Origin of the sequence: Pseudomonas sp. B7 (genome assembly GCF_016735645.1) — a bacterium.
GTDB classification, from domain to species: domain Bacteria; phylum Pseudomonadota; class Gammaproteobacteria; order Pseudomonadales; family Pseudomonadaceae; genus Aquipseudomonas; species Aquipseudomonas glycinae.
In genome coordinates this window covers 258863-278123 of record NZ_JAERRE010000011.1, presented here as the reverse complement: position 1 = coordinate 278123, position 19261 = coordinate 258863, and the positions used below count along the sequence as shown (strand labels likewise).

Annotated in this window: 14 protein-coding genes; all 14 read right to left on the bottom strand. The window is 61.3% G+C overall.

Translation table 11 applies throughout. The features are described from left to right. Positions 1–7: 7 nt before the first annotated feature. The 14 genes from JKA62_RS24225 to tssH all read right to left on the bottom strand — a co-directional run bounded on the left by JKA62_RS24225 (position 8) and on the right by tssH (position 19252). Complete coding sequence (locus tag JKA62_RS24225; RefSeq protein WP_201819817.1) at positions 8–1402, bottom strand: TIGR01777 family oxidoreductase; 1395 nt, start codon at positions 1400–1402, stop codon at positions 8–10. Between the two features lie 76 nt (positions 1403–1478). After that, complete coding sequence (locus JKA62_RS24220; RefSeq protein WP_236676645.1) at positions 1479–2282, bottom strand: hypothetical protein; 804 nt, start codon at positions 2280–2282, stop codon at positions 1479–1481. Positions 2283–2353: 71 nt separating this feature from the next. Next, positions 2354–3361, bottom strand: a complete 1008-nt coding sequence (locus JKA62_RS24215) for a DUF2515 family protein (RefSeq protein WP_011336580.1) — start codon at positions 3359–3361, stop codon at positions 2354–2356. Next, positions 3358–5583, bottom strand: a complete 2226-nt coding sequence (locus tag JKA62_RS24210) for a type VI secretion system Vgr family protein (RefSeq protein WP_201819815.1) — start codon at positions 5581–5583, stop codon at positions 3358–3360. The genes JKA62_RS24215 and JKA62_RS24210 overlap by 4 nt, the downstream gene beginning before the upstream one ends. A gap of 28 nt (positions 5584–5611) precedes the next feature. Next, positions 5612–6613: a serine/threonine-protein kinase gene (locus tag JKA62_RS24205; RefSeq protein ID WP_085667340.1), complete on the bottom strand. Its 1002-nt coding sequence runs from the start codon at positions 6611–6613 to the stop codon at positions 5612–5614. Beyond that, a complete protein-coding gene (locus tag JKA62_RS24200) occupies positions 6610–7338 on the bottom strand; it encodes a PP2C family protein-serine/threonine phosphatase (protein WP_011336583.1) in 729 nt (242 codons plus the stop codon). The genes JKA62_RS24205 and JKA62_RS24200 overlap by 4 nt, the downstream gene beginning before the upstream one ends. After that, positions 7338–10877 carry a type VI secretion system membrane subunit TssM gene (tssM, locus tag JKA62_RS24195; protein WP_201819813.1) on the bottom strand — a complete coding sequence of 1180 codons (3540 nt, stop codon included), beginning with the start codon at positions 10875–10877 and terminating at the stop codon, positions 7338–7340. Before tssM ends, JKA62_RS24200 begins: the two co-directional genes overlap by 1 nt. 13 nt (positions 10878–10890) lie before the next feature. Further along, positions 10891–11766, bottom strand: coding sequence for a type IVB secretion system protein IcmH/DotU (gene icmH / locus JKA62_RS24190; RefSeq protein ID WP_011336585.1), 876 nt, complete (start codon positions 11764–11766; stop codon positions 10891–10893). 5 nt (positions 11767–11771) lie between these two features. Beyond that, positions 11772–13103 (bottom strand): type VI secretion system baseplate subunit TssK, encoded by a 1332-nt coding sequence (gene tssK, locus JKA62_RS24185; RefSeq protein ID WP_011336586.1) that lies wholly within the window; start codon positions 13101–13103, stop codon positions 11772–11774. A 2-nt stretch (positions 13104–13105) separates the two neighbouring features. After that, positions 13106–13606: a type VI secretion system lipoprotein TssJ gene (tssJ, locus tag JKA62_RS24180; RefSeq protein ID WP_011336587.1), complete on the bottom strand. Its 501-nt coding sequence runs from the start codon at positions 13604–13606 to the stop codon at positions 13106–13108. A gap of 5 nt (positions 13607–13611) precedes the next feature. After that, positions 13612–14805 carry a type VI secretion system-associated FHA domain protein TagH gene (gene tagH / locus JKA62_RS24175; RefSeq protein WP_011336588.1) on the bottom strand — a complete coding sequence of 398 codons (1194 nt, stop codon included), beginning with the start codon at positions 14803–14805 and terminating at the stop codon, positions 13612–13614. Positions 14806–14823: 18 nt separating this feature from the next. Continuing rightward, positions 14824–14964, bottom strand: coding sequence for a hypothetical protein (locus JKA62_RS24170; RefSeq protein ID WP_003229566.1), 141 nt, complete (start codon positions 14962–14964; stop codon positions 14824–14826). 93 nt (positions 14965–15057) lie between these two features. Further along, positions 15058–16584 (bottom strand): sigma-54 interaction domain-containing protein, encoded by a 1527-nt coding sequence (locus tag JKA62_RS24165; protein WP_201819811.1) that lies wholly within the window; start codon positions 16582–16584, stop codon positions 15058–15060. 10 nt (positions 16585–16594) lie between these two features. Further along, positions 16595–19252, bottom strand: coding sequence for a type VI secretion system ATPase TssH (tssH, locus tag JKA62_RS24160; RefSeq protein WP_201819809.1), 2658 nt, complete (start codon positions 19250–19252; stop codon positions 16595–16597). Positions 19253–19261: the final 9 nt, after the last annotated feature.

The following is a 19261-nucleotide window of genomic DNA, read 5'->3' as shown; positions in this document are numbered from 1 at the left end:
GCGATCCTCAGGCCAGATCGCGCAGAGCGGCGTCGAGGGTCGGATAGCGAAACTCGTAACCTGCCTCACTCAAACGCCGCGGCACCACACGCTGACCGTCAAAGAACAGCTGAGCCATTTCACCGACCAACGCACGCACGGGCGCTGCAGGAATGTGGAACCACACCGGGCGCTTGAGGACTTTGCCGACGCTCTCGGCGAAGGCCGCCTGACTGACGGTTTCAGGCGCGACCATGTTGTAGGTGCCGCGCAAATTTTCATCGTGGAAGGATCGAGCGATCACCTGAATCACATCGTCGCGATGCACCCAGCTCATGATCTGCTGACCATCACCCATGCGCCCGCCGAAACCCAGGCGAAACGGAATCAGCAACGGCAGCAGCGCACCGCCCGGACCAAACACCACGCCGAGGCGCAGCACCACCTGACGCACGCCAAACTGCGTGGCGGGTTGCGCCGAAGCCTCCCAACGCGCACAGAGCTCGGCCATGAAACCGTCGCCCTTGCTGGCTTGTTCATCGAGGCTTTCGCTGGCATCGCGCACGCCGTAAAAACCGATGGCCGAGGCCTGAATCCACAGCGCCGGTTTGTGCCTGGCGTTTTTCAGCCAGGTCATCAACGCTTCAGTGGTGTTGACCCGACTGGCGAGCAATTGCGCCTGCCGCTCGGGGCTCCAGCGTGGACCGGCGACCGGTGCGCCGGCGAGGTTGATCACTACGTCGAAGGGTTCGTCACGGCCGAGTTCGCTCAACGACCGTACACAGCGGACGCGACCGTCGAACAGGTTCGCCGCTTTCAGCGGATCACGCGCCAACACGCTGACGGTGTGGCCGGCATCGAGTAATTGATTGACTACGGCTTCACCGATAAACCCGGTGCCACCGGTGATCAGCACACGCTTGTAGGCGCCGCCGACAAAGGGGTTGGACTTGCTCACGGTCCTTTCTGGTGGGGATTTTCGACGATCATGGCGCAGCAACCAGACCAGCGGCGGCAACAGCACCAGCAGCGCAAATCCGTCGAGCCACAGATGCGACCAGACCTGTTGTTGCGCTGAAAGCCACATGTCCTGAGGCGCCCATAACAGCACGCCCGCCATCAACCAGCCCCACACACTTGATGATTTCAGGCGATTGCCCAAATGCACCAGCGCGAGCATGTACAGCGAATAACTTTGCAGCGTCGCGCCGAACAGTGCGAGCCACCAGACCTGCAGCTCTTGACCGGCGGCAGGGACCGCATCGGCGCCCCAGAACGCGAGTTCGAGGGTGTGCAAATAGCCGTCGAGTAATCCGGAATGACCGGCCCAGGTCAGCGTGAGACCGGCGAGCACATGCACGATTGCCGCGGCGTACAGCCAAAGCACCATCACGGGGCGAAGAGAGAAAGAGGGGGCTGGCATTCCGTGTCCTGAGCGCGTTCCTTGAGGGCGGGGAGTTTAAAGGAGACAGGAAGAATACAACCCGTCTCCTTCCAACTTACTTCAATGCTTTGATGGTTGGATCTTGATAGCTTGAGTCAATTTTAATACCCGCCTTTTCCGCCTTGTCTTCTCGGGACTTCCGAATAGCAGCATATTCTTTCATCTTGGCTGGCAGCAGCTCTTTCCAACGCTTTTTATCTTCAGCCTCGGTGAAAGCAGCACTCCAGTATTCACGCTCGGTGGTGAAGCTCAAACTTACCAAATACGTTCCGCGCTCATCAGGAGCAGCATCAGAGTCTCGCCGCCATGCTTGCAACGTAAGATGATTGCCATCCTTATAAAAATGCCAATTGTAGAATTTACCGACTTTCAACCATCGCTCATGATCCAGATTATAGTTCGGATCCAGCCACGGATGACTTAATACGCTATCACCCATGACTTCATCAGCTGAATTAATCTTGCCAATTTGACTACCGGAAATTCTAGGATCAGAAGGTGCGTAATAGTGTACCCAGCCCGCCTTCTTTATATCTTTTATGAGATCGTATAGAAACGCTCGATACTCATCATGCTTGCTTCCATCCGGGAGACTCCGAACTGATAAGTCGAGGTTCTCCACAGTAGTGCCTACCTCACCATCTACTGCAGTACTGACACTCGCAACCTGGTCTAGACGCAGAGATTTATTCACCTCGACTGATGGAAGGTCTTCATCACCGAATGACTTTTTAACTTTATACCAGCACATATCCACATCAGAAATGCACTCTTTTGAAAAAGACACAGGAGAACTAGAAAGTAGATTGCTTATCTCCTCACCAATCTCAACACTGATTAACTGGGTTTTGTTTGCCATGGAAACAGTCCCTACTTTGTCTGAGTCACCGCATGCAGCGAGCAATAAAAAAATCAACAACCCGTAAAATTTCATTTTCGGCTTTTCCAGGTAGAAATCGTCTCTATTTGCTGCTCCATATAATCTTTCTTTTGCCCCATCATTTTATGGTATTGCTTTGCAATTTCCAGAATAAACTCCATTCGATCAGATTCGTTAAACAAGTCCCCTTTAGTCATCTGAACCCGCAACTCCTTATTGTTTACATCACAGGCAGAACTGAAAGAAGCAACCCGCAACGGTACAAACGGCGCACCCTCAGCGGCAGCTTGTGTCTGCAGAACTTTCTGAAACAAAAAGCCGTTATAGATAAGCGGTTGAAGAATTCTTCTTTGTTCATGATCAGCAATTGCCAATAGTGATTGCTGTTGAATATTTCGTTTCGCAACCGGATCAGATGTCGTCTCGGATTTTTTTATGAGGTTGAAGCCTGCAGTGATGTCAGGAGTCAGTCCCAGATTTTTCAGAACAGGTAGTGCTTTATCCGCCCAAGGCAACTCATCGATATTCATCTGAACTTGCGCATCGCAGCTCTTCGCGTTTCGCTTCGGGGCACAGTCATTAAATTGCTCCGGATATTTTTTATAGAACCAATGCCAGACAAAAATATCCTGAAACAGCCAAAAGTTGCCCATGCCGAGGCCATTTTTGCCTATTTTGTAGGGGATCTGAAATGGCAACGGCACTATGCCTGTCAGGTACGGTTCCGAAGGAATGTAATCGAGACCACACATGACTTGCTTGCTCGCGAAAGCTGCCAATCCCATCCAGTAAAAGCGTCCCTTCAAGTCAGGTTTGCCGTCCTCACCACGCTCTAGATAAAACTCAGCATAGGCTGCTGCAATGCGCGCGGCTCGCGCGCTGAAGTCACCCACCAATACCATTTTGCTCGACGAAGAAAACCAGCTCTTTTCTGAGACACTCAGTCGGCTGATAGCCTCTTGCTGCCCCATCGTCCATAGCTTGTCGCATTTCAACGTGATGTCTTGAACGGAGCAGCTTTGGTTATTGGTTTTGAATGTAGCAACGGGTGCGCTCATTTATTTCTACTCGCTTCGTAATCGTCGGAGCCTTCCGGCACGATGAGTTCGTCCCACATCAGATGGACCTCAGCGGTTTCCTCGCTGTCAGTCACCACACGCGGATGCAGACCATCTGCGTTGCTTTTGGAGATTTTAGGAGCGACCGACGAAGGGACAATAATCGCTGCCTTCACAGACTTTATGGGTTGACCGAGCCCGGTCACAAAACGGATTTGTTCGTCATACTTCGGACTATTGGCAGTACCAGACTTCAGTGTGTTCCCCGCCCTAGCCTGATCCGCAATCAGCGGAATGACCGGTGCCAGAATGCCAATCCCCGTACCGCTTCCCGCCGAGCCTCCGGCATTGATCTTCACCACCGGTCCAACCACCGTCACACCACCGCCATCGAGCTTGATAAAGCTCCCACCGCCCAGAATGGTCAGTTCGGTGCCAGCCTCAATCACCATCTTGTCGCCAGACTTCAGGTGGATCTCTTTCCCCACACTGGTCAACTGGGCGGTACCGAGCTTGATGTGCTGGCTTTCTCCTACCGTCAGGTGATCGTCGGCTTTCGCTTCGATCTTGCGGTCGCTTATGGTGGTGCGGTGTTCTTCTGCCTTGAGCTCGGTGTAGCTGTTCTTCACCACCGTGTCGTGACGTTCATTCCCGACGCGAATCTTCTGGTCGTGCTCAACGTTTTCATCCCAGTCCCGCTGGGCGTGGATGAATATCTGTTCGGCGCCTTTTTTGTCTTCGATGCGCAGTTCGTTGTAGCCACCGCCGCCCGGGGAGCTGAGGGTTTTGAAGACGCTGCGGGTTTTGTTTGCCGGCAAGGCGTACGGCACCGGGTTTTCCTTGTGGTACAGGCAGCCGGTGACCAGCGGTTGATCGGGGTCGCCTTCGAGGAAGGTGACGAGGACTTCCATGCCGATGCGCGGGATGGAGATGGCGCCGTAGCGGTCGCCGGCCCAGGAGCTGGAGACGCGCAGCCAGCAGCTGGTTTTGTCGTCGGCCAGGCCTTCGCGGTCCCAGTGGAATTGCACTTTGATGCGGCCGTATTGGTCGCAGTGGATTTCTTCGCCTTTGGGGCCGGTGACCATCGCGGTCTGGCTGCCGAGCACGCGGGGTTTCGGGTGTTCGAGCGCGGGGCGGTAGAACACGTCCCACGGGGTGGCGAGGAAGCGGTTGCGGTAGCCCTGGTGGAAGTCGTCCTTGTTGTCGGTGGTGTCGCTGGTCACCGATTCTTCGAGGACTTGCGGCTGTTTGCCTTCGTGGAAAATTTCGGTGAGCAGCCACAGGTCGTTCCACTCGCTGCGCGGGTGGTCGGACATTTCCATGAAGTGGCCGCTGACGAGTCTGGTCTGGTCACCGCGACCTTCGGCCTGGCGGTAGTCGGCACGGTGGCGTTCGAGGGCGCGCTGGCTGAGGAACTTGCCGCGCGCGCGGTCGATGAAACGGCCGGGGTAGTCGTAGTCTTCGAGATCCGGTTCAGTGCTCTCGCCGTCCGGTTTGTACGCCGCCTCCATTTGCAGGCGCGGTTTCTCGAAATCGTAGTCGCGGCGGGTGGTGCGGCTGGTGCGGGTTTCCAGACGCAGCTTGAAGCCTTTGATCACCGGTTCTTCGGCGACCATGCCGCTGCCCTGTACATACGCGGTCGGTTGTCCGAGGTTGGGGAACACGGTCTGGTCATCGCCGAACACCAGCAGATGACCTTTCTTGCTGTGCTGGAAGTGGTAGTGAATCCCCTCTTCTTCGCACAGGCGCTGGACGAAGTGCAGATCGGTTTCGTCGTACTGCACGCAGTAGTCGCGGTCCGGGCACGGCTGGCTCAACTGAAAGCTGTAGGCGTTGCCCTTGATGCCGTGCTCGTCGAGGATCAGTGCGATGATTTTCGGCGCCGACATCTGCTGGTAGATGCGCTGGTTGGTGCGGTGATGCAGGTATTGCAGCTGCGGCACCAGCGAAACCTTGTAGCGGGTCAGGCGCTTGCCGGCATCGCCCTGGGCCACGCGGTAGATCTGGCCGTGGATGCCCGAGCTTTGCGGATCGAGGGCGAGGAAGGCCTGTTTGTGCAGGAGCTTTTCCAGGTCCAGATCCGGGTTTTCGCTGACCAGTTCCAGGTCGAAACGGAACGGCTGGCTGATGCCTTCGGTGCCGGTGAACGACAGGACTAGCAGGTCGCCTACATAATCTTCAACGGTCAGGCTGAAGTGCGTTTCGTTAGCTGGGTTGAACATAAAGTGCTCCCTGTTCGAATGTCATCCGTTACGCCCGCAGTCGCAAACGCTGCAGCCAGGACGAAGTGGCGCCCAAGGCGTCACGCAATTGGTCGGCAGTGATGGTGCGCTCTGCCGCGTCAAAGGCCAGCGCGGTGCGCAGCGCGGGCCAGCAGTGTGTCGGTAGATTTGCCGGGGCTTGCAGCTCGCGCTCCAGGTGTTCGTCACGGGCCTGGGTCGAGGGCAAGCGGCGGAACGGGTGTTTGCCGCCCGCCAGTTCATAGATCACGCAGGCCACGCCGTACACGTCCGCGCTGGCCGACAGCGGTTGGCCCTCAAGCAGTTCGGGGGCGGCGTAGCCCGGTGTCCAGGCGTTGAAGCGCTCGCGGCTCAGGTGCGGCAGGCCGGGCAGGATGCCCTCCTCGGCTTGCCCGAGACCGAAGTCGAACAGGCGCACGCCGTCTTCGCTGAGCATGACGTTGCTCGGCTTCATGTCACCGTGCAGCACGCCGCGACGGTGGGCGTAGGCCAGCGCGTCGAGCAGCGGCAGCGCGATGTCGCGCAGTTCTTTCCACGGCAGGCCCAGCGGCCGCTCGCAGAGCAGTTTGTCCAGGGTCAGGCCACGCATGAGTTCCATGGTGATGAAGGCCCGCTGGCAATCGGTGTCCACTTCGAACGTGTGCGGTCGCAGCACGTTGTCGTGGCGCAGGCGTCGGGTCAGGGCAAACTCGCTGTAGAGCAAGGCACTGGCGTCCGGCGACTCGGCAAATTCTTCGCTGAGGATTTTCAGCGCAATGTAAGGATCGGGATCGCCGAACTGCTCGTGCAGCAGATCCCGGGCCCGGTAAACCGCTCCCATGCCACCGGCCCCGAGCAGACGCTCGAGGTGGTAGCGGCCTGCCAGAACATCCGGCAGTGCGCCGACGCTGGCCTTGGTCGGCGCCAGCGCGGGTTCGGCATTATGTTGCTTGGCGAAGGCGAAATAAGTCAGGTTGTTGGCCTGCTCTTCGCTCATCAGCAAGTCGTCGACTGAGGATTCGATTTCAGTCATTGGCGGATCACCACGGCCGTCAGGTTGTCGCGAGCGGCACCCCGCAGGGCGCCGTCGAACAGACGTTCCAGCGCCACGTGTGGCGCCGCCAGGCTGAGAGCATTGCCGAGGGCATCGCTGCTCAGGCCTTGATACAAACCATCGCTGCACAGCAAGAACACATCACCGGGATAGACCTCGAGTTCCAGCACATCCAGGGTCAACTGTTCCGCCGCGCCGACCGCCCGGGTCAGGGCCTGGGCCGCCGGGTGCGCCGCTGCCTGTTCGACGCTCATCTGCTGTTCGTCGATCAGTTGTTGCTGCAGCGAGTGATCCTTCGACAGCTGATATAACCGCTGCCCGCGCCACATGTAGCAACGGCTGTCGCCGGCCCAGATGCAGGCCGCGCGATTGCCGTCCACCAGCAGCGCCACGACGGTGCTGCCCATGATGCTGTCGTGGCGCCCGGCGGTGACGGTCAACTCCTGCCCCAGGCGCCGGTTCAGCCAGTGCAGGCACTGGCGGATGGCTTTGAGGCGTTCGTCGAAATCTTCGTGCTGCGGCAGTTCAGCCAGGCTGGCGACGATCAACTGGCTGGCGATGTCGCCACCCTGATGACCGCCCATGCCGTCCGCGACCACCCACAGCCCATGCTGCGGGGTGTCGAGGAAGGCATCTTCGTTGCGCGACCGCACCTTGCCCGGGTCGGTTCGCGCCGCGCTGCGCCAGGGACTGGCCACCAGCATCAGAGCTGCACCGGCATACGGAAGGTACGCATTACGCCCATGTCGAACGGGTTCGGCGTGCGCTGGCTGGTCAGCAGGTAGTTGGCGCGCAGGCCACCCACATCGGCTTTCAGCACCAGCACGTCGCGACCGGTCAGGTACTCCGTCTGCATCAGGTCGAACAGACGGAACAGCGACCACGGGCCGGAGTTCTTCTCGATGCCGATCGGGCGCCCGGCCATCTTGTCCATGACCAGGCTGGTGCGACCGTCTTCAGCATCGGTCGGCCACTTGAAGGTCATGGGCAGGATCGGACCGTGGCGGTATTCCATGGTCTTGTCACCGAACTTGAACTCGGAACGGCTGACGGCCGGATCGAGGGTGTACGGCTCCAGCTTGAACTGCACGGTCGGCTCGGCCGGATTGATCGAGAAGAAGCTCTGACGGATGTTCAGGGCCGCCGCCATCTGGTCGAGGAAGACCTTGGACACCGGCAGGCTGCGACCGTCGATGCTGCGCATCCGGTAGTTGCCCGGATCACCGCTGACGAACGGACGCATGTAGCTGTCGAAGAAGCGGTCGATGGTGCCTTGAGCCCGGAAGAACTCGCGGAAATCGCTGATCGCCACATCGCTGGTGCTCGAGGCGCTGAACGGGTAACGCTTGTTGATCGTCTTGCCATACACGCTGTACAGCTCGTTCTGATAACGGCCGTTCAGGTACTGGTAGGCATCGTTGAGCACCAGGCGCCACGAGTCCTCAGCCAGCACGTTGAACCACACGCTCAACGGACGCGGCAGACGACCCGATGCATTGCGCAGGTTGGTCAGCGCATCACGCTGGCCGCTCATGCGGGTCTTGGCCAGTTCGAACGCGGCCTGCTCCGGCGTGCTGGAACGGGCGAGGCCCGCCAGTTGCAGTTGCAGGTCGTTGAGCGCGGTGAAGGCCGGGGTCAGGTCAGCGGCCGGGCCGTTGTTGTCGTCGAGCAATTTGTGCAGCGGCTCGAAGCGACGTTGCAGGGACTTCTTGGCGGTGTCCGGCAGGTTTTTCGCTACGTTCATCGCCGAAGCCTTGTCGGCGACAGCGGAAGCGAGTTTGCCGACCTTGCCCAGCTTGCCCTTCTGCCCCGCCAGCGCATCGGCAGCGTCACCGGCTTCGTCCACCGGCTCAGGAGCAGCCGGGAAACGGGTGTTCTCGCGCACTTCGGTCAGCAGCGCCAGCACCGGCGAGTTGGCCGAGGTCAGGCCCGCCAGTTGCTCGGCGCCTTCACCGGCATCGCTGATCGGCGGCAGCGCCACCTGGCCAACGGCCTCGCTCCAGTAGTTGGCATAGTCGCGGAAGTACAGTTGCTCCAGCTCGACCATCAGGCGACGCAAGTCCATGTCGCTGATGCCGGCGCCTTCGCCCAGCACCCAGTTGTCACGCAGGATGTCGGTCACCAGCGACGCGCCTTGTACCGAGAAATACTGCTGATAACCGGTCTGGGTGTAGAAGCCCGGGATCACGTATTCGGTACCGATGAACAGCGAGCCTTGCGGCCCGAGGTGCTGGCTGAAACGGTAATCCGGCAGGTTGCGCGCCTGCTCGCGGAGCATGCGGTAAACCACGGTCGCCAGCGATTCGCTGCGCAGCACCTGACGCGCCTGGGTCACCAGTTGCTCGTTGAGCGGGTAGATAAACGGCTGCTGCAGCAGACGCTCAAGGTGCGTGTTCAGACCGTTCTGCACCGCAGTGTTGCCGGTGTAGCGCTGCGACCAGTCAGCCGCGATCCAGTCCTTGAGCCATGCCGCGTCACGACGATCCTTCATGTTCAGCATCAGGTACGCACGCAGGCTGTTGATCAGCTTTTCGCGGTCCTTCATGTTGGCGCGGATCTGGCCTTCAAGCATCGTCGCGACGCGTGGCAGCAGTTGCTTTTCAAGCTCGCGCTCGTAAGCCTCCTTGACCACCGGATTGACGTCTTGGCCCTGATACAGCCCCATCCGTTCGTGGTACGCCGCGTCGCCTTTTTTCGGGAACACCTGGGTGGCAGCGTAGCTGGTGTCGAGGGTTTTCAGCGCGCCCATCGCGTCATCGCGCGGCGACAGTGCCGTGCGTTGCTGGGTCCAGTTCTGCGCCAGGTTGCGCAGGTTTTCCAGACGCTCGTAGTTGGCCGAGAATCCACCGGCCCAGAGCATGCCGAACAGAACCAGAGCACCCAGCGCGCCGACGTACAACGCACGCTGGCCCCAGTGGATGCGGCTGCGTTCGCGCTTGTCCAGACCGGCCAGATCGGCCTCCGGGAAAATCACCCGGCTGAGCAAATGATGGATGAAACGCGAACGACCGCTGCGCAGTGTCGGCAACACGCCGGCGCTCATGCCCAGACTCGCGCCGATGCCGGCGGTGGTCGAATCCATTTCCTGAGTCAGGTGCGGTGCGCTGGTCAGGTAGAAACCACGCAGTTGTGTCGCACGCTGGTAGCGGTTGCCGGTGAACGCCATATCGACGAGCAGGCACAGACGCTCGCCGATCTGGCCCATCTGGTGCGGGAAGTCGAGGATGCGGCCACGGCGCTGGGTGTCGCGCTCGGAGTGCATGCGCATGATCACCTGGCTGTTGAGGCGACGCAGCAGCTCTTCGAACTCGTTGCGCAGTACCGTCACGTCGGTGCCGACCTGATCCTTGCGGAAACTGGTACCCAGCACCTGATCGCTTTCTTCGCGGGTCAGTTGATCGAAGAACTCGTCGAAGCCCAGCAGCTTGTCGGCCTTGCTCAGCACCAGATACACCGGCACATCGACGTGCAGCTTCTGATAGACGTCTTGCAGACGCGCACGCACCTGGCGGGCCAGGGTTTCGATGTCCTGTTCGCTGCCACCGGTCAGGGTTTCCACCGGAATGGTCACCAGCACGCCGTTCAGCGGACGACCGCGACGACGCTTGCGCAACAGTTCCAGCAAGGTGGTCCAGGCGCTGCCGTCGACTTCCGCATCCGGCTGGGTCAGGTAGCGGCCGGCGGTGTCGATCAGCACACCGTGGTCGGCGAAGTACCAGTCGCAATGACGGGTGCCGTGAGTGTCGCGGGTCAGCTTGCGGTCGATCTTGTTGATCGGGAATTCCAGCCCGGAGAAGTCCAGCAGGCTGGTCTTGCCGCTGGCCTGCGGGCCGATCAGCAAGTACCACGGCAAGTCATTGCGCCAGCGCTCGCTGCGGCCGCGGTACAGGCTCGAAGTCTTGAGGGTTTTCAGGGCGTCCTTGAAACGCTCTTTCAACTCTTTCTGCTCTTCGTCGATCAACTCTTCGCGGCGGATACGGTCCTGGCCGTCTTCGGTTTCTTCGACGGCTTTCTTGCGGATCCCGGCGCGCCAGCTGACGAAGACCATGGTCAGGCCCCAGATCAGGAACAGCACGCTGATGGTCAGCAGACGCGAGGTCGCGCTTTCCCAGAACTTGTAGTCATCCACTGCCAACAACGGGCCGACGAACCACACCAGCAGCGCCACGAACAGCACCAGCAGCAAGGTCCAGACCCAGGTCTGGCGCAGGAAGGCGCCGACTTTCTTGAAAAACTTTTTCATCACACGTCCCTGTTTACGGCTGCGACTGCGGCTGGGCCGCGGCCGGATCAAGCGGCTGATAAGGTTGCAGAACGGTGTCGCGCTGCTCGCCCAAGACCCAGGCGAAGCCCGAATACATCATCACCAGACAGACGAAAGTGAACAGCACCACCATCCACGCCGGCACGATGCGCACCAGATTGCGGCGCTGATCGTTGAGGCCTTCCCACTGCGGCGACAATTCGCGCGGCACATCGCCACGCAACTGACGGATCTGCCGGTACAGGGCGTCGCGGATGCCTTCGAGTTCCAGCATGCCGCGCGCCTGCACGCGGTACTTGCCCTCGAAACCGAGGGACAGGCACAGGTACATCAGCTCCAGCATCGGCAGGTGCTTGACCGGGTTTTTCGACAGCCGATCGAGCAGCTGGAAGAACTTCTCGCCACCGAAGGTTTCGTTGTGGAAGCTGCTGAGCAGGCTCATCTGCGACCACTCGCTCTCGTTGCCCCACGGCGTGGTCACGACGGCTTCGTCGACCACGGTGCAGAGCACGTAACGGGCGGCCATCACCTGGCTGCTTTCGGCGCCGTTGTGCAGGGCGCGCACTTCGAACAGCTTGAGCCCGGCGGTCAGGCGCTCGTTGAGCGCGTAGAGGTCTTCGCGGGTTTCGCTGTGTTTGAGGCGCACCACTTCCGACAGCAGCTCGGACGACGCGGCCACCAGCGAATTGAGGCTGATATTGAAGGCCTCCGCCGGGCGCAGGCGCGCGGCGTAGATCATCCGTTCTTCCAGTTGTTCGAAGCGCGGCGGCGCGGCGAAGTCGGTCAGCGGACTCGCCGCAGGGCCATGGCCCTGACGGTCGAGCAGGACGGTTTTGTCGTCCTGGTTGTGTTCCATGTCCTTGATCATGTCGGTCAGTTCCTGATGGCCCAGAATTTCAGTTCAAGCTCGGCGAATTCGCCGGACACGTGGAACGCGAAGCCGCCGGAGCGCTCGAGTTGTGCCAGGTCTTCGGAACTGAGTTCGAGGATGAAATAGGTTTTGTTGGAGTGGAACGCGATCTGCCGCGGGGCCACCGGCAACGGTTTGACCTTGATCCCCGGCAGGTGCAGGTTGACCAGTTGGCGGATGCGCTCCACCGGGCCGACCTTGAGGTGCGCAGGCAAGCGGTTGCGCAGTTCTTCGGAGTCGCAGTTGGCACTGGCTGCCAGCACGAACGACGCCGAGCCCAGCAGTTTGTGGTCGTGCAGCGGCGACACGATGATCCCGTACTGACGCGCTTGCAGGATCAGTTCGATGGCGTGCTGTTCCAGCACCATCGACAGCACCTGACGGATCGACTCCATCAGTTTGCGGAAGCTCGCGCCCTGGTCGGCGTGGGAGTAGCGGCTGTCCAGACGCGGGCGTTTGCTGTCGCTGGAGAACGTCGCCAGATCGCCGAGCATGGTCAGCAGCGTGCGGTACAACTCTTCCGGGTGAACCTGCTCCAGGCCCAGGTAGTGGCGCAGCAGCAGTTCGGTGCGGTTGATCAGTTGCAGCATCATGAAGTCGCCGATTTCCGCGCCGCCGACCTTGCCGTTCGAACGAATGCGCTCGGCAATGGTGTCGCCCCGGTGGCCGAGCATGCTGATCACTTCTTTCAGGCACGACAGCAGGTAGCTGGAGGCGTGGGCCTGAATGTAGGTCGGCACGAAATCCGGATCGAGGCTGATCACGCCGTCCGGCGTGGTGTCGAGCACATCGCAGATCTTCAGCTTCACGTAAGCCTGGTCACTCTGCTGCTCGCCGAGCAACAGCTTGAAGTCCGGGCGGCCGCAACTGACCTGGCTGGCGGAATCATCACCGGCGTTGGAGTCGGCGACTTCGGCGTCATATGCGGTGTAGCGCGCCAGCACATCGGACTGCTCCGGGCGCCGGGCCTCGATGTGGTTACCGGTGACCAGCGGCAGCGCCAGGTAGATCGGCATGTTGCCGGTGTTCGGCGGTACGTCCAGCGCCAGCGGCTCGGTGTTGCCACCGAGTTCGAACAGGCTGCCGTCCGGCAGGATCCCCGAGGCTTCACTGATCACCAGTTTGCCCATGTTGAGGAACTGCAGGTCGATCTCCAGATTCAGGAAACCCCAGGTGTAGCCGCCCAGCAACTGGGTGCGGGTCTTCATCTGGTGATCGTAGTAGCGGTCGTTGTGCTGGAAGTGCTGCGGGCGCAGCAGCATGCCTTCCTGCCAGATGACTTTATGGGTATTCATGGTCAGTCATCCGCCTTGGCGAGCACTTCGTTGGTCTTGCGGATACCGGCCTGATCCAGGGTCAGATCGGCTTCGGTGACTTCCAGCGGTGTGATCGGGAACGTGTGGCGCCATTTGGTTTCCGGCAGGTCACGGTACGCGGCGAGGATGCCGATGAAGCGGCTGCCCTCCTCCACACTGAGTTTCAGCTCCACGGTTTCACCCGGGCGCAGTTCGAGTTCTTCGCTGGCCACCAGATCCGGGTTGAGGGATTCCTTCGCGCGCTCGTAGAGGCTGAAGAAATCGGCGTTCTCGAACGTCACCGGGTGCTTGAGTTCGAACAGGCGCACCACGATCGGCGACGGACGACCGTTGAGGTCCGGGTTCAATTGATCGCTGCCGGTCAGCTTCAGGTTGATCTTGGTCACTTTCGAATACGGCGACAGCGACGAGCAACCGGCGAGCAGCACCAACAGGGTGAGCGCGGTCAGCGTCTTGAAAAAAGCGGTCGAGCGGCGAGACATGCGCATCATCCTTGGTGGTCGGTGTGGAGGGTGGAGATCAGGCGGATCTGTTCTTCGTAGGCCTGGGCGAAGTCGCGGGCCAGCAGGCGCTCGCTCCAGTCGTCGTCCTGACGCAGCGCGTGGTGGTAACGGTTGAACGCTCTCCAGCGCCCGCCAGCGGTGGCGAGCAACGGCTTGTTGTCGCGCTCGAAACGCAGGGTCAACTGCTCCGGCGAGAAGTGCTCCAGAGTGCCGCGTACCGCCGCGCGGCTGGCGGTCAGCAGCGCCACCTGATGCGCCTGCAAATCGCGGAACGCGCGGGAAATCGCCTGCTCGGCCGGCAAGTGGCCCGGTTTGTTCGGCTGCAACAGGATGTCCAGCGCTTCGCTCGGGTCGACGGCGAATTTCAGCGGATTCTTGTTGGTGCCTTGCACGGTGGTCTGGGCTAGACGCAGCTCGTTCTTCAGCTCGGAACGGGTGCGCAGGCTCTGTTGCAGACCGCCGATACTCTGGCGCAGCAGACGAGCAGCGTTCAGCGCAAGAGCTTCACGCTCGTCGTGGCTGAGGTTCTTCACGTTCACGCCGAGGGCCGCGCCGAATTTGTCCCAGAAGGTTTCGCTCTGGCGCTCGACTGCTTTCGGTGCCGGTGCAGGCTCAGGCTTGGGCTCGACGATCAGCTCCGGCACCATCAGGCTTTCCATGTCGATACGCGCATAGTCGGCGCGCTGACGGGAGTCTTCAGGGTCGGTCACCGGTGCGAGCATTTCCTCGAACTCCGAGTACACGCGCTCTTGCTGCTCCAGCGACTTCAGCGGATCGAGGTCGAGAAACGCATCGTCCGGAATGATGCTGCCGGCGGCGCGTGGCAGGCCGACTTCACCGTCGAAGGTCGCCGGGTCGCGCACCAGGCGCGCGCGAATCTCGAAGTCGCCCAGCACGTAGGTGCTGCCGTGCTCGATGCGCACCGGTTCGCCCTTGTGCAGGCGTGCGCCGCTGTCGCCGTCCTGAACACCGTTGCTGCTGGTGTCGGTCAGGAAAAACGTACCCTCGCGATAGCTGACGATCGCGTGGTGGTTGGACAAGTGACGCTTGCGGTCAGGGATGATCCAATCGCAGTCCTCGCCCCGCCCGATCACGCCACCGGCCTGTTTGAAGGTCCGCTGGCACAGCTCGGTGGGCACGAACTGCTTGGTGTTCAGCATTTCGAAAACCAATTCCATGTTTGATGCTCCTTGCGGTCACTTGCCGCGATTGACCGCCTGCGGATCACCCAGCGGGCGGTAATCGTTATCGTTGAATTTGTAATTGCCGCTGCAACCGCCGAGGCCGCATAGAACGACGAGGGTCAGCAGGACAGCGTGCCAGTGACGAACAGACATCAGAGGGTCTCCAGGTGTAGACAAAGCACAAAGCGCCGACCCTTGCGGGCGGCGCTGAAATAGGTGTTCGAGGTGAATCCGACGGACTTTCGCCTACCCATCGAAATCACCCAGATTGATGTTCAAGCGGCCGAGCCGGTACAGCAGCGTGCGGCGCGGCAAGCCCAGTTCCCGGGCGGCGAGCGTCTGGTTGCCGTCGTTCTTGCGCAGGCAATCGAGCAACAGATTGCGTTCGACCGCTTCCAGTCGTTCGCGCAGATTGAGGCCGCAGTGGTCTTCCGGCGCTGGCGCCGATTCCAGGCGCAGCGAGAAATGTTCGGCCAGCAACTCGCCGCCCTCGCACAACAGCACCGCGCGTTCGACCAGACCTTTGAGTTCACGCACGTTGCCGGGGAAGGTGTAACCGGACAGGTGTTCCAGCGCTGCGTCCGACCAGCGCACCGGATCACGTTGCAGGAAAGTGCAGGCCTTGTCGGCGAAGTGTTTGGCGAGGTCGAGGATGTCGCCTTCACGCTGGCGCAGGGCCGGCAGTTCGATCGGAAATTGTGCGAGACGGTAGTACAGGTCTTCGCGGAATTTGCCTTCGCTGACCAGCACCGACAAATCGCGGTGCGTCGCGGCGATGATGCGCACGTCGATCTTGTGGGTGTCGTTGGAACCCAGCGGACGGATCTCGCCTTCCTGCAAAACACGCAGCAACTTGGCTTGCAGCGACATCGGCATGTCACCGATTTCGTCGAGCAACAGAGTGCCGCCGTTGGCCGCATCGAACAGCCCGGCGCGGTCGCGATCGGCGCCGGTGAACGCACCTTTGCGGTAGCCGAACAGCTCACTTTCCAGCAGGTTTTCCGGGAACGCCGCGCAGTTCTGTACGATGAACGCCTGGGACCGGCGCGGGCCGCAATCGTGGATCGCCCGCGCGACCACTTCCTTGCCGGTACCGGTCTCGCCACGCAACAGCACGGTGTACGGGCTGTGCAGGACTTTGCTGATCAGCGAGTAGGTCTGGCGCATCGCCGCGCTCTTGCCGATCAAGCCGTAGCCGCTGGCACTCGGCAGACTGCGCACGACCGGTGCGGCCGCATCCACTGGCTGGCGCAGACGTTGCAGCAGATGCAGTTGACCAAGCACGAACGAGCCGAGCTGGCCAAGGGAATCGGCGAAGCCTTGCAGGTCGATGTGGCGACGACTGGCGCACAGCAACAGGCCTTCGACGGCCTTCTGCTGATTGACCAGCGGCACGCACAACAGCGACTGCCACGGCGTGGACGACGCCGGCAGAAAACTGGTTTCGTGCAGGCTGCCGCCCAGGTCGTCGAAGCTCACCACGCGGTTCTGGCACAGGGCGAACTGCAACAGTTGCTCGCCGTTGTAATCCGCCGGCAGGCTCGCCGCGCTGCGCGGTTGCAGCACGCCGTCGAGGCATTCGGCGTTCATCCCCAGCGACGTATGCGTGGCGTCCAGCAAGTACAGCTGCGTCAGTTCGCAACCGCTCAGCCCGGCCAGGCCGCGCACGAAGTCACCCAGCAGCGCAGCACCGTCCGCCGCGCGCGACAGGCTGGCGAACTGCGCCAGCAAGGCTTCGGCATAGAGCAGTGGCTGCGGCACTTGGGTGAACATCACACTCACCTCAGGCGAACTCGCAGGTCACGCTGGCTTCACCGTCAAGCGTCGCATGCACGCGCTTGAGGCTTTCACCGGTGGCCATGGCGTCGAGCAAACGGTCGGCCACCAGCGGCAGCACGTGCTGGTCGAGCAAATGGTCGATCAGGCGCGCACCGCTTTCGCTTTGAGTGCAGCGCTCGGACAGGTGATCGACGAGGTTCTGGCACCAGGTGAAATCCAGCTGTCGACGGTTCAGACGCTCGCCCAGACGACCGAGCTTGATCTCGATCAGCTCGCGCAGCACCGGGCCGCCGACCGGGTAGTACGGCACCACTTTCATCCGCGCCAGCAGCGCCGGTTTGAAGTGTTTGCTGAGCACCGGGCGAATGGTTTCTTCCAGCACTTCGGCGGTCGGACGCGCACCGTCTTCGCAGAGGTCGCTGATCTTGTCGCTGCCCAGGTTCGAGGTCATCAGGATCAACGTATTACGGAAGTCGATCTCGCGCCCTTCGCCGTCGTTGGCCACGCCTTTGTCGAAGATTTGGTAGAACAGGTTAAGCACGTCCGGGTCGGCCTTCTCGACTTCATCGAGCAGCACCACCGAGTACGGCTTCTGGCGCACGGCTTCGGTGAGCATGCCGCCTTCGCCGTAACCGACGTAGCCTGGTGGTGCACCGATCAGGCGGGAAACGGTGTGCTTCTCCTGGAACTCGGACATGTTGATGGTGGTGATGAAGCGGTCGCCGCCGTACAGCAGGTCGGCGAGCGCCAGCGCGGTTTCGGTCTTGCCGACGCCGCTCGGGCCGACCAGCAGGAACACGCCGACCGGTGCGTCAGGCTTGTTCAGGCCGGCAGCGGTGGCGCGCATCGAGCGATCCAGGGCGTGCACGGCTTGTTCCTGACCCCGGATGCGGGTGCGCAGGTCGGTGGCGAAGCTCGCGACCTTGGCGTTGTGCTCTCGGGCCAGTTGCGCCAGCGGCACACCGGTCCAGGCGCTGATCACTTCGGCCACCAGACGCGGGCAGACTTCGAAGCTGACCAGGCGCTCCTTGACCTGAGCGGCGGTCAGCGCGCTGTGGGTTTGGTTGAGTTGTGCTTCCAGCGCTTCGACACTAAGAGCTTCGTCAACTTCGGCGGCGTGGGTTTCGATCACCGTGCCTTCGGCGTCTTCTTCAACAGTCACTGTCGGCTCGACCGCAGCGGCTTCACGGGCCTTGGCCAGTTGCTGGCGCAGTTCCAGCAGGCGCTCGGCCAGTTGTTTCTGCTCGGTCCACAGGGTTTCCAGTGCGACCATTTCGGCTTCGGCTTCGTCCAGACGCGCTTCCAGTGCCTCCAGCGCTTCGTGATCGATCAGCAGACCGGCTTCGGCATCGCGGCGCAGGGCCTGACGCTGACGGCCACCTTCAGCCAGTTCGCCGCGCAGGCGTTCCAGGCTTTCCGGGGCAGCGGCGAGGCTGATGCGAACGCGGGCGCACGCGGTGTCGAGAACGTCGACGGCTTTGTCCGGCAGCTGGCGACCGGCCAGATAGCGGGCGGACAACTCAGCGGCGGACACCACCGCGTCATCGCGCAGGTAGATGCCATGACTCTTCTCGTAGACCTGAGCCAGGCCACGCAGGATGGTCACCGCTTCGCTCACGGTCGGTTCGTGCAACTGAACCGGCTGGAAACGACGGGCCAGCGCCGGGTCTTTCTCGAAGTATTTCTTGTACTCGGCCCAGGTGGTCGCGGCGATGGTGCGCAGTTCACCGCGAGCCAGTGCCGGTTTTAGCAGGTTGGCCGCATCGGAACCGCCGGCATTACCGCCCGCGCCGATCAGGGTGTGGGCTTCGTCGATGAACAGGATGATCGGTTTCGGCGAGGCTTTGACCTCGTCGATCACGCCTTTCAGACGACGTTCGAATTCACCTTTGACGCTGGCGCCGGCCTGCAACAGGCCCATGTCCAGCGACAGCAGCTCGACGCCCTTGAGCACTTGCGGCACTTCACCGGCAGCGATGCGCGAGGCCAGGCCTTCGACGATGGCGGTTTTACCGACACCGGCCTCACCGACCACGATCGGGTTGTTCTTGCGGCGACGGGCAAGGATGTCGACCATCTGGCGGATCGCGCCATCGCGGCACAGCACCGGGTCGAGTTTGCCGTCGCGGGCCTGTTGGGTCAGGTTGTGAGTGAAGCGCTCCAACAGCGATTCGCCCTGGGCGGCCGGTTTACCGTTGGCCGCTGCCTGGGGCTGTTGCGACAGCGCAAATTCCTTCAGGCGATCGATGTTCAGTTTGGCGAGCAACGGCTGGTAGCGGCTGCCGGCGTAGCGCATCGGGTTGCGCAGCAGCGCGAGGATCAGCGCCGCGTCTTCGACCGAGGTCTGGCCCAGCTCAAGGTTGGCCACCAGCAGTGCGTCTTGCAGCCACTGCACCAGTTCCGGGGCGAACACCGGGTTGCGCGAAGCGCTGTGCTCGACCCGCGATTGCAGCGCCGCGCTCAGTTCGCCAGCGTCAACGTCGGCATCCTGCAGCGCGCGGGAGAGCAGCCCGTTCGGGCGCTCCAGCAGGCCGAGCAGCAAGTCTTCGACCAGAATCTTGCTGCCGCCACGGGCCACGCAGCGCTCGGCCGAACGCTCCAGATCGCGACGGGTTTCGGCGTCCAGCGCCTGGATGAGTTGTTGCAGGTCTACGTTGATCATGGCTCACGT